This window comes from Burkholderia latens, from assembly GCF_001718795.1.
GTDB lineage: Bacteria > Pseudomonadota > Gammaproteobacteria > Burkholderiales > Burkholderiaceae > Burkholderia > Burkholderia latens_A.
Window position 1 is genome coordinate 2895986 of sequence record NZ_CP013435.1, and the last position, 11560, is coordinate 2907545.

Consider the following 11560-nt stretch of genomic DNA (forward strand, 5'->3'; position numbering starts at 1 on the left):
AAAAAACGGTGCGCGAAGATCGGGCACCGTTTCGAGCAAATACGGGTCAGGTTATTGAATCGGCTGGTCGATCCGACCGGGCGTCATGCGACCGCAGCGGGCGGTTCGCGCCGGTGGCGCGACAGCCGCTCCTCGGCAAGCGCGAGCGCTTCCGGCAGCCCGCGCAGCACGACGATATCGCTTGCGCGCAGCTTCGTCTGCGGATCGGGTTCGACGCCGCGGATGCCGTGCCGGCGGATCGCCGTGACTTCCAGCCCGAGCGCGTACAGCCCCAGTTCCTCCAGCGAGCGTCCGACCGCGTCCGCGCGCGCATCGACCGGCACCGATTGTAGCCGCACCTGCTCGTGGTCGTCGTCGTCCGCATCGTCCGCGCCGTGGAAATAGCCGCGCAGCAAGCTGTAGCGTTCGTCGCGCATCTCCTCGACGCGCCGCACCACCTTGCGCATCGGCACGCCGACCAGCACCAGTGTGTGCGACGCAAGCATCAGGCTGCCCTCGACGATCTCCGGAATCACTTCGGTCGCACCGGCCGCGAGCAGTTTCTCGAGATCGGCGTCGTCGACCGTGCGCACGATCGCCGGAAGCGTCGGCTCGAGTTCATGCACGTGATGCAGCACGCGCAGCGCGGACGGCGTGTTCGCATACGTGATCGCGACGGCCGCCGCGCGATGGATGCCGGCCGCGAGCAACGACTCGCGGCGCGCGGCGTCGCCGAACACGACCGATTCGCCGGCCGTCGCGGCCGCGCTCACGCGATCGGGGTCGAGGTCGAGCGCGACGTACGAAATGCCTTCCTGTTCGAGCATGCGCGCCAGGTTCTGGCCCGCGCGCCCGTAGCCGCAAATGATCACGTGGCCGCGCTGCTTCAGGCTTTGCGTCGCGATCCGCGTCATTTGCAGCGACTGCTGCATCCATTCCGTCGACGACAGCCGCATTACGATCCGGTCCGCGTTCTGGATCAGGAACGGCGCGGCAAGCATCGACAGCAGCATCGACGCGAGGATCGCCTGCAGCAGCGTCGAGTCGACCAGATGCCGGTCGAGGATCAGATTCAGCAGCACGAAGCCGAATTCGCCTGCCTGCGCGAGCCCGATACCGGTGCGCATCGCGACGCCCGGCGTCGCGCCGAACAGGCGCGCGAGCCCCGCGATCATCGTCGCCTTGAACAGGATCTGCCCGACGAAGAAGCCGAGCACGATCAGCGGATGCTCCCAGATCACGCGCGGATCGAGCAGCATCCCCGTCGTCACGAAGAACAGGCCGAGCAGCACGTCGCGGAACGGCTTGATGTCCTCCTCCACCTGATGGCGGAACGGCGTCTCGGAGATCAGCATCCCGGCGATGAACGCGCCCAGCGCGAGCGACAGCCCGAAGCGGTCGGTGATGAACGCGGCGCCGAGCGTGACGAGCAGCAGGTTCAGCACGAACAGTTCCTGCGAGCGGCGCCGCGCGACGACGTTGAGCCAGCGCGTCATGAACCGCTGGCCGATGACGAGCAGCAACGCGAGCGCGATCACGATCTTCACCGCCGCGAAGCCGAGCGTGAGCGCGAGGTCCTTCGACGACTCGGCGCCGAACGCGGCGATCACGATCAGCAGCGGCACCACGGCGAGATCCTGGAACAGCAGCACGCCGAAGATGTTGCGGCCGTGTTCGGTCTCGATCTCGAGCCGCTCGGCAAGCATCTTCGACACGATCGCCGTCGACGACATCGCGAGCGCGCCGCCGAGCGCGACGCTGCCCTGCCACGTGATGTGCACCCAGCGCTCGAACAGCGCGCCGAGCACGACTGCGACCGCGAGCGTCGCGACCACCTGCAGCAGCCCGAGGCCGAACACGAGCCGCTGCATCGCCCGCAGCTTCGCGAGCGAGAATTCGAGGCCGATCGAGAACATCAGGAACACCACGCCGAATTCCGCAAGATGCTCGGCCCGTTCGAGATCCGCGGCGACGCCGAATGCGTGCGGGCCGACCAGGATGCCGACGGTCAGGTAGCCGAGCATCGGCGGCAGGTTCAGCGAGCGAAATACGACGACGCCCACCACCGAGGCCAGCAGCAGCAGCAGGGTCATTTCGAGCGGGGAAATCACGGGCGAAGCGTCCTCGTTCGTCGGGGCCGCGGCAATGCGGGCGCGGGTGGTGGCGATGGGCCGGCAACCTCGGCACGCGTCCGAAGGTGCGGCACGGCGAACAAACGCCTTTGCTATACTCCGCGCATGATAGCGAAAATCAATGATGATCGGGCGCTCGCGCTCGCCCGCGACGTGCTCGACATCGAGGCGGACGCCGTGCGCGCGCTGCGCGACCAGCTCGACGGCGACTTCGTCCACGCCGTTGCGCTGCTGCTCGGCTGCCGCGGGCGCGTCGTGGTATCCGGCATCGGCAAATCGGGGCATATCGCCCGCAAGATCGCGGCGACGCTGGCAAGCACCGGCACGCCGGCCTTCTTCGTCCATCCTGCGGAGGCCAGCCACGGCGACCTCGGCATGGTCACCTCCGACGACGTCTTCATCGGCATCTCGTACTCCGGCGAGTCGGAAGAACTCGTCGCAATCCTGCCGCTCGTCAAGCGCATCGGCGCGAAGCTGATCGCGATCACGGGCCGTGCGGAATCGAGCCTCGGCACCCTCGCCGACGTGAACCTGAACGCCGCGGTCTCGAAGGAAGCGTGCCCGCTGAACCTCGCGCCCACCGCGAGCACGACCGCCGCGCTCGCGCTCGGCGATGCGCTCGCGGTCGCGGTGCTCGACGCGCGCGGCTTCGGTTCCGAGGACTTCGCGCGCTCGCATCCGGGCGGCGCGCTCGGCCGCCGCCTGCTCACGCACGTGCGCGACGTGATGCGGTCGGGCGACGACGTGCCGCGCGTCGGGCTCGACGCGACGCTATCCGATGCGCTGTTCCAGATCACCGCGAAGCGGATGGGCATGACCGCCGTGATCGGGGCCGACGGCCGCGTGGCCGGCATCTTCACCGACGGCGACCTGCGCCGCGTGCTCGCGCGCGAAGGCGATTTCCGCACGCTGCCGATCGCCGACGTGATGACGCGCGCACCGCGCACGATCGGCCCGGACCAGCTCGCGGTCGAAGCCGTGGAACTGATGGAGCGCCACCGGATCAACCAGATGCTCGTGGTCGATGCGGACGGCGCGCTGATCGGCGCGCTCAACATGCACGACCTGTTTTCGAAGAAGGTGATCTGATGAGCGCAGCGCTGACAGCGGCCGAACGCGCGAGCCGCGTGAAGCTGATGATTTTCGACGTCGACGGCGTGCTGACCGACGGCGGCCTGCTGTTTACGGCGGCCGGCGACGCGATGAAATCGTTCAATTCGCTCGACGGCCATGGCGTGAAGCTGCTCGGCGAGGCCGGCATCGCGACCGCGATCATCACCGGCCGCCGCTCGGACATCGTCGCGGCGCGCGCGAAGGAAATGAAGATCGCGCACATGTTCCAGGGCGTCGAGAACAAGCTCGCCGTGTTCGCCGATCTGATCGCATCGCTCGGCATCGGCGCCGACGCGTGCGGCTACATGGGCGACGACTGGCCCGACCTGCCGGTGATGCTGCGCTGTGGCTTCGCGGCCGCGCCTGCCAACGCGCACCCCGAGGTGATCGCCCGCGCGCACTGGGTGGCAGAGGCCCGCGGCGGTCACGGCGCGGTGCGGGAGGTGTGCGACGCGATCCTGCGCGCGCAGCGCCGCTACGATGCGCTGCTCGCGGCTGCCTGCGGAGCCTGACGGATGAACACGCATTTTCGCTGGACCCAACTGCTGCCGCTCGTCGCGGTGGCCGCGCTCGCGGGCATCACATGGTGGCTGCTGCAGGCGACGCTGCCGCCGCCCGGCGAGGGCGCCGCGCAGCCGAAGCGCCACACGCCCGACTATTTCGCCGACAACTTCTCGGTCACCGAACTCGACCAGACCGGCACGACGCAGTACCGGCTCACCGCCGCGAAGCTGATCCATTACGAAGACACGGAGAGCAGCGACCTGACCGATCCGGCCATGCGCGCGTTCCAGCCCGGCAAGCCCGTCGTGACGACCACCGCGAAGCGCGGCACGGTCAACGGCGACGTGACGATCGTCGATCTGTACGACGACGCGCGCATCGTGCGCATGGCCGGCGGCGGCGATCCGCAGATGCAGGCCGATTCCCAGCATTTCCGGATCTTCGTCAATGACGATGTGATCCAGACCGAAAAGCCGGTTAAACTTCAGCGCGGCCTGTCGCTCGTCAACGCGACCGACGGCATGAAGTACAACAACGTCACCCGGGTCATCGAGCTTTACGGCAACGTGCGCGGCACGATCGCCGCGGCGGACACGTCCGGCGGCTCGAAAGGCCAACCGAAGTGACGCATCCCTCACGTGACTGCATGAACGAACCGTTCCCTCGACAGAATTCCGGCGGCGCTGCGCGCGCCGTCCGCGCCGCGCTCGCCGCGACGCTCGTGGCGCTCCCGCTGGTCGGGCTGGCGCCGCTCGCCCATGCCGAGAAGGCCGACCAGAACAAGCCGATCAACGTCGAGGCCGACAACCTGACCTACGACGACTTGAAGCAGGTGACCGTCGCGACCGGCAACGTCGTGATCACGAAGGGCACGATCATCATCAAGGGCGATCGCGTCGAAGTGCGCCAGGATCCGGAAGGCTATCAGTACGCGACGTCGTTCGGCAGCGGCAAGAAGCACGCGACGTTCCGCCAGAAGCGCGAGGGCCTCGACGAATACATCGACGGCGACGCCGAGCGCATCGACTACGACGGCAAGCAGGACCTGACGACGCTGACGACCGCCGCGACCGTGCGCCGCCTGCAGGGCACGTCGACGATCGCCGACACCGTGCACGGCAGCGTGATCACGTACGACGGCCAGCACGACTTCTACACCGCGAAGGGCGGCAAGGACGTCGCGGCGCCGGGTAACCCGAACGGCCGTGTGCGCGCGATGCTGTCGCCGAAGAACGGCGGCGCCGGGCCGCTGAACGGCGCGCCGGCGAAGCTGTCGCCGTCGACCACGATCCAGGGAGCGCCGGGTCAATGAACGCGCTCCCGAACCGCCAGCCGGCCGGCACCACGAGCTCGCTCGTCGTCCGCAACCTGAAGAAGCGCTACGGCTCGCGCACCGTCGTGAAAGACGTGTCGTTAGACGTGAAGAGCGGCGAAGTCGTCGGCCTGCTCGGCCCGAACGGCGCCGGCAAGACGACGTCGTTCTACATGATCGTCGGCCTCGTGCCGCTCGATGCGGGCGAGATCTCGCTGAACGGCAGCTCGATCAGCCTGCTGCCGATCCACAAGCGCGCGTCGCTCGGGTTGTCGTACCTGCCGCAGGAAGCTTCGGTGTTCCGCAAGCTGACCGTCGAGGAAAACATCCGTGCGGTGCTCGAGTTGCAGCACGGCGAAGATGGCAAGCGGCTGTCGAAGGACGCGATCGCGTCGCGCACCGAGGCGCTGCTGGACGAACTGCAGATCGGCCATCTGCGCGAGAACCCGGCGCTGTCGCTGTCGGGCGGCGAACGCCGCCGCGTGGAAATCGCGCGCGCGCTCGCAACGAATCCGAGCTTCATCCTGCTCGACGAACCGTTCGCCGGCGTCGATCCGATCGCGGTGCTCGAGATCCAGAAGATCGTCAAGTTCCTGAAGCAGCGCAATATCGGCGTGTTGATTACCGATCACAACGTGCGCGAAACGCTCGGCATCTGCGACCACGCGTACATCATCAGCGACGGTTCGGTGCTCGCCGCCGGCGCGCCGAGCGAAATCATCGAAAACGAAAGCGTGCGCCGCGTGTACCTCGGCGAACACTTCCGCATGTAACTCCCCTCTTCGCTGGCTGCCGCCTGCGCGGCATCGCCGTGCGGTGGCGCGCGCACGCGTCGCGCGGCGGCCTGTGCGCGGCCGGGCGCCGCGCCGCGCGTAATCGCGGATGGCTCAATGCGCCTGGGTCGTGGCAAACTGCCGGTATGACTCCCTCATTGCCATGAAAGCCAGCCTTCAACTCCGCCTGTCGCAACATCTAGCGCTGACCCCGCAACTTCAGCAGTCGATCCGGCTGCTGCAGCTGTCGACGCTCGAACTGCAGCAGGAAGTCGCGATGGCCGTCGCGCAGAATCCGCTGCTCGAGAACGATGACGAATGGATCGCGAGTCCGCTGCGGGTCGCCGCGGACGGATCGCTGATCGCGCAGACGCCTGCCGGCCAGAATGCCGAACCGAGCGCGTCCAACGGCAGCACCCAGTCAAGCGATCGCGCCGAACGCGACGAACCTGCCGGCGCCGACGAATACGACGGCTACGCGTCCGGCGACGCCGGCGACGGCCCGCAGTGGAATCTCGACGAATTCGGCCGTTCGAGCGGCGCATCGGACGACGACGACCTCCCGCCGCTGCAGGTGCAGGAAGCGGCGACGTCGCTGCGCGACCACTTGTCCGCGCAATTGCGCGTCACGCAGGCCAGCCCGCGCGACCGCGCACTCGTGATGTTCCTGATCGAATCGCTCGACGACGACGGCTACCTGACGGCGTCGCTCGACGAGGTGCTCGCCGACCTCCCGCCGGAACTGGAGATCGACGGCGACGAGCTGAATGCCGCGCTCGCGCTGCTGCATAGTTTCGACCCGCCCGGAGTCGGTGCCCGCTCGGCGTCCGAATGCCTGAAGCTGCAGCTGCTGCGCCTTGATCCGTCCCCGACTCGGACGCTCGCGCTGGAAATCGTGTCGCAGCATCTCGAACTGCTCGCCGCGCGCGACTTCACGCGGCTGCGCAAGCACCTGAAGGCGACCGACGACGCACTGCGCGACGCGCATGCGCTGATCCGCTCGCTCGAGCCGTTCCCGGGCGCTGCATACGGCAAGGCCGAGGCCGACTACGTCGTGCCCGACATCATCGTGAAGAAGGCCGGCCAGGGCTGGCTCGCGGAACTCAATCCGGAGGTGATGCCGCGCCTGCGGATCAACAACCTCTACGCGAACATCCTGCGCAACAGCCGCGGCGATCCGGCGGCCGGTTCGCTGAAACAGCAGCTGCAGGAGGCACGGTGGCTGATCAAGAATATCCAGCAGCGATTCGACACGATCCTGCGTGTCGCGCAGGCGATTGTCGAGCGTCAAAAGAATTTCTTTGCGCACGGTGAAATTGCCATGCGCCCCTTGGTTTTGCGGGAAATAGCTGATACGCTGGGCCTACACGAGTCGACTGTCAGCCGTGTGACAACCGGCAAGTACATGCTGACCCCGTTCGGGACGCTCGAATTTAAGTACTTCTTCGGATCACACGTTTCGACCGACACCGGAGGCGCCGCATCGTCGACCGCCATCCGAGCCCTGATCAAGCAACTGATAGGAGCTGAAGACCCAAAATCGCCACTTTCGGACAGCCGCATTGCCGAGCTGCTGGCAGAACAGGGTTTCGTGGTCGCGCGCCGCACGGTTGCCAAGTATCGCGAAGCCCTCAAGATCCCGGCAGTGAATCTGCGCAAGTCTCTTTAAGCCTGCTGCCTGCCCGGCGGCAGGCGTGTTCCGGCCACCGCGCACACGGGGAACAGGCCGGGCGACCTGTCCGCGATTCCGCCGCCGCGTGCGGCGCGGGCAAGTCGACCGGAGCGCCGCCTCGATGCGGCCGGGTGGTCACTCGCTTGGAGAAGCACTATGAACCTGAAGATCAGTGGACATCATCTGGAAGTCACGCCTGCAATTCGCGAATACGTGATCACCAAGCTGGACCGGGTGCTACGCCATAGCGATCAGGTGATCGATGGCACTGTGATCCTCTCGGTCGACAACCACAAGGAAAAGGACAAGCAGCAGCGCGCAGAAATCAATCTGCACCTGAAGGGCAAGGACATCTTCGTCGAAAGCGCAAACGGCAACCTGTACGCTGCGATCGATCTGCTGATCGACAAGCTGGATCGCCAGGTCGTCAAGCACATGGAACGTCTGCAAACCCATGCGCACGACCCGATCAAGCTGCAGCCGTCGATCGACCAGATCGAATTGCCGCCGCAATAACGGTCAACGCAATACGCACGCCGCCCGGTTCGCCGGGCGTTTTTTTTGGGTCCGCGCGGCCGTGGTGCGACCGGTCCGTCCGTGCTGCGCCACGCGCGCGGCTGTGCTCTATAATGTCCCGGTTATCGCCGGGGGGCATCGGGTGCCATCGCTGCGTTGCTGGCCTCCCGTGCCGAACGCCTCGACATCGCCGAACATGGAAGATCAGTCTGCCGCCGCAAGGAGACCCCAGGCCGCCCAATCGCCTGTCAACATGAATCGCCTAGCCAAAATCCTGCCCATAGAGAACGTCGTCATCGACCTCTCCGTCACCAGCAAGAAACGCGTCTTCGAACAAGCCGGGCTGATCTTCGAGAATCAGAACGGCATCGCCCGCAGCACCGTCACGGACAACCTGTTCGCGCGCGAGCGCCTCGGCTCGACCGGGCTCGGCGAAGGCGTCGCGATTCCGCACGGGCGCATCAAGGGGCTCAAGCACCCGCTCGCCGCGTTCGTGCGGCTTGCGGACGCGATCCCGTTCGAAGCACCCGACGGCCAGCCGGTCGGTCTCCTGATTTTCCTGCTCGTCCCCGAGCAAGCCACCCAGCAGCACCTCGAAATCCTGTCGGAAATCGCGCAACTGCTGTCCGATCGCGACGCGCGCGAGCGTCTGCACAACGAAACGGATATCGCCGAGTTGCATCGCCTGCTCACTCAGTGGCAACCTTGAGTTGATCCGGGCGGATTATTTTCCCGAACGAGGCGGCACGCGCCGCCATCCAGGGCCGCCCGGCGCCGGTCCGGCATGGCGACGCCCGTCGCCGCGCGCATGCACCGGCTCAATGGAGTGACGAGAGTCATGGATACGTCCAGCATCAACGCCCAGAGCATCTTCGACGACAACGCGGCCACGCTGAAGCTGAGCTGGCTGACGGGGCATGAAGGCTGGGAGCGCGGTTTCTCGGCCGACACCGTCGGCAATGCAACGTCGAGTGCCGACCTCGTCGGCCACCTGAACCTGATCCACCCGAACCGGATCCAGGTGCTCGGCGAAGCCGAAATCGACTACTACCAGCGGCAGACCGACGAAGACCGTTCGCGCCACATGGCCGAGCTGATCGCGCTCGAGCCGCCGTTTCTCGTCGTCGCCGGCGGCGCCGCCGCGCCGCCCGAGCTGGTGCTGCGCTGCACGCGCTCGTCTACCCCGCTGTTTACGACGCCGATGTCGGCCGCCGCGGTAATCGACAGCCTGCGGCTCTACATGTCCCGCATTCTCGCGCCGCGCGCGACGCTGCACGGCGTGTTCCTCGACATCCTCGGGATGGGCGTGCTGCTTACCGGCGACTCCGGGCTCGGCAAGAGCGAGCTCGGCCTCGAACTCATCAGCCGTGGCCACGGCCTCGTCGCCGACGACGCGGTCGACTTCGTCCGACTTGGCCCCGATTTCGTCGAAGGCCGCTGCCCGCCGTTGCTGCAGAACCTGCTCGAAGTGCGCGGCCTCGGCCTGCTCGACATCAAGACGATCTTCGGTGAAACCGCGGTGCGCCGGAAAATGAAGCTGAAGCTGATCGTCCAGCTCGTGCGCCGCCCGGACGGCGAATTCCAGCGGCTGCCGCTCGAAAGCCAGACGGTCGACGTGCTCGGTTTGCCGATCAGCAAGGTCACGATCCAGGTGGCGGCCGGTCGCAACCTCGCGGTGCTCGTCGAGGCGGCCGTACGCAACACGATCCTGCAGTTGCGCGGCATCGACACGTTGCGCGACTTCATGGATCGGCAACGGCTCGCGATGCAGGATCCCGACAGTCAGTTCCCCGGCAAGCTCGTGTAACTTTCCCGCGCCGGCCTCGCAGCGCCGACGCGTCGAGCCGGTGCTATGATGAAACGTCAGGATTCTCTGCTTCCCATGCGCATCGTCCTCATCACCGGCATCTCCGGCTCTGGCAAGTCCGTCGCGCTGAACGCGCTCGAGGACGCAGGCTACTACTGCGTCGACAACCTGCCGCCGCACGTGCTGCCCGAACTTGCCCGCTATCTTGCCGAGGGCGGCCAGCATCGGCTCGCGGTCGCGATCGATGCGCGGTCGAGCGCGTCGCTCGACGAAATGCCCGGCCTGATTCGCGCGCTGTCGCTCGAGCACGATGTCCGCGTGCTGTTCCTCAACGCGAGCACGCAGGCGCTGATCCAGCGCTTCTCCGAAACGCGCCGGCGCCACCCGTTGTCCGGTTCGCCGTCGCACGACGCGAACGTCGGGCTGCTGTCGTCGCTCGAGGAAGCGATCGAGCGCGAACGCGAACTCGTCGCGCCGCTCGCCGAATTCGGTCATCAGATCGATACGAGCACGCTGCGCGCGAACGTGCTGCGCACTTGGGTCAAGCGCTTCATCGAGCAGAAGAACAACGACTTGATGGTGATGTTCGAGTCGTTCGGCTTCAAGCGCGGCGTGCCGCTCGACGCCGACCTGATGTTCGACGTGCGCGCGCTGCCGAATCCGTACTATGACCATGAGCTGCGCCCGCTCACCGGGCTCGACCAGCCGGTCATCGCGTTTCTGGACGCACTGCCGATCGTCCACCAGATGATCGACGACATCCATGCGTTCCTGATGAAATGGCTGCCGCACTTTCGCGAAGACAACCGCAGCTACCTGACCGTCGCCATCGGCTGCACGGGCGGCCAGCATCGCTCGGTGTTCATCGCGGAAACGCTCGCCGCGCGCCTCGCGCACGATGCGAACGTGATCGTGCGGCATCGTGACGCGCCCGTGGATGTCGACGCGTCGTCGCGGCTCGTCACCGAGGTCGACCGACCTTAGCGACACCCGCCCTCTCGCCGGCGCGCCATGTCTACCCTATCGACGACCCTGATCGACTTGCCGCTGTTCCCGCTGCACACGGTGCTGTTTCCAGGTGGCTGGCTGCCGCTCAAGGTGTTCGAGGCGCGCTATCTCGACATGTGCCGCGCATGCCTGCGCGACGATGCGCCGTTCGGCGTATGCCTGCTGAAGAGCGGCCCGGAAGTCGCGCAGGACGGCGCCGTGTCGGTGCCCGAGACCATCGGCTGCATGGCGCGCATCACCGAGTGCGACACCGGCGAATTCGGGATGCTGTATCTGCAGGCGGTCGGCACGCAGCGATTCGAGCTGCTGTCGTATCGCGTCGAAGCGAACGGGCTGCTGGTCGGCATCGCCGAGCCGCTGCCCGACGATATTCCGCTGGAAGGGGAACAGGCGCTCGCGCAATTCGGCTCGTGCGCGGAGGTGCTCGAGCGGATCATCGAAGCGCTGAAGAAGAGCGAACCCGACAAGATGCCGTTCATCGAACCGTTCCGTCTCGACGATCCGAGCTGGGTGTCGAACCGGCTTGCCGAGCTTCTGCCGCTCGACCTGCGCGCACGGCAGAAGCTGATGGAGTTTCCCGACGTCGGTGCGCGGATCGATGCCGTGCACCACGTCCTTGACCGGCACGGGTGGCTGTAGGCGCCCGCTGTTGCTTCGCGTCGCACCGGCATCGTCCGGGTGCTCGGTTGCTCCGTTCGAGCGGCAAAACACGCTTGGGCCGCGCTGCATTCGCGTGAGCGCGCC

General features: G+C 66.6%; 12 protein-coding genes. 11 read left to right on the plus strand and 1 reads right to left on the minus strand.

Annotated features, from left to right (window positions below):
* Positions 1-83: 83 nt before the first annotated feature.
* Positions 84-2090, minus strand: a complete 2007-nt coding sequence (locus tag WK25_RS13435; protein WP_040141996.1) for a monovalent cation:proton antiporter family protein — start codon at positions 2088-2090, stop codon at positions 84-86.
* 126 nt (positions 2091-2216) lie between these two features.
* Between WK25_RS13435 and kdsD the strand changes: the two genes are divergently transcribed.
* The 11 genes from kdsD (at position 2217) to WK25_RS13490 (ending at position 11455) form a co-directional block, all read left to right on the plus strand.
* Entirely contained in the window at positions 2217-3200 is a 984-nt protein-coding gene (gene kdsD, locus WK25_RS13440; protein ID WP_069241758.1) for an arabinose 5-phosphate isomerase KdsD, read from the plus strand.
* Positions 3200-3736, plus strand: a complete 537-nt coding sequence (locus tag WK25_RS13445; protein ID WP_069241759.1) for a KdsC family phosphatase — start codon at positions 3200-3202, stop codon at positions 3734-3736. Before kdsD ends, WK25_RS13445 begins: the two co-directional genes overlap by 1 nt.
* Positions 3737-3739: 3 nt before the next feature.
* Positions 3740-4354, plus strand: a complete 615-nt coding sequence (lptC, locus tag WK25_RS13450) for an LPS export ABC transporter periplasmic protein LptC (RefSeq protein WP_040142002.1) — start codon at positions 3740-3742, stop codon at positions 4352-4354.
* Positions 4355-4374: 20 nt separating this feature from the next.
* On the plus strand, positions 4375-5040 hold the full coding sequence (lptA, locus tag WK25_RS13455) for a lipopolysaccharide transport periplasmic protein LptA (protein WP_040142004.1): 666 nt from the start codon (positions 4375-4377) through the stop codon (positions 5038-5040).
* Complete coding sequence (gene lptB / locus WK25_RS13460; RefSeq protein ID WP_040142006.1) at positions 5037-5813, plus strand: LPS export ABC transporter ATP-binding protein; 777 nt, start codon at positions 5037-5039, stop codon at positions 5811-5813. Before lptA ends, lptB begins: the two co-directional genes overlap by 4 nt.
* Before the next feature lie 163 nt (positions 5814-5976).
* On the plus strand, positions 5977-7482 hold the full coding sequence (locus WK25_RS13465; RefSeq protein ID WP_040142008.1) for an RNA polymerase factor sigma-54: 1506 nt from the start codon (positions 5977-5979) through the stop codon (positions 7480-7482).
* A gap of 159 nt (positions 7483-7641) precedes the next feature.
* Positions 7642-8001, plus strand: a complete 360-nt coding sequence (hpf, locus tag WK25_RS13470; protein WP_006477786.1) for a ribosome hibernation-promoting factor, HPF/YfiA family — start codon at positions 7642-7644, stop codon at positions 7999-8001.
* A 196-nt stretch (positions 8002-8197) separates the two neighbouring features.
* Complete coding sequence (locus WK25_RS13475; RefSeq protein WP_040142010.1) at positions 8198-8710, plus strand: PTS sugar transporter subunit IIA; 513 nt, start codon at positions 8198-8200, stop codon at positions 8708-8710.
* 129 nt (positions 8711-8839) lie between these two features.
* Positions 8840-9808, plus strand: coding sequence for an HPr(Ser) kinase/phosphatase (gene hprK, locus WK25_RS13480; RefSeq protein ID WP_006483133.1), 969 nt, complete (start codon positions 8840-8842; stop codon positions 9806-9808).
* Between the two features lie 75 nt (positions 9809-9883).
* On the plus strand, positions 9884-10792 hold the full coding sequence (gene rapZ / locus WK25_RS13485; protein WP_040142012.1) for an RNase adapter RapZ: 909 nt from the start codon (positions 9884-9886) through the stop codon (positions 10790-10792).
* Positions 10793-10819: 27 nt separating this feature from the next.
* Positions 10820-11455: an LON peptidase substrate-binding domain-containing protein gene (locus tag WK25_RS13490; protein WP_040142014.1), complete on the plus strand. Its 636-nt coding sequence runs from the start codon at positions 10820-10822 to the stop codon at positions 11453-11455.
* Positions 11456-11560 lie beyond the last annotated feature (105 nt).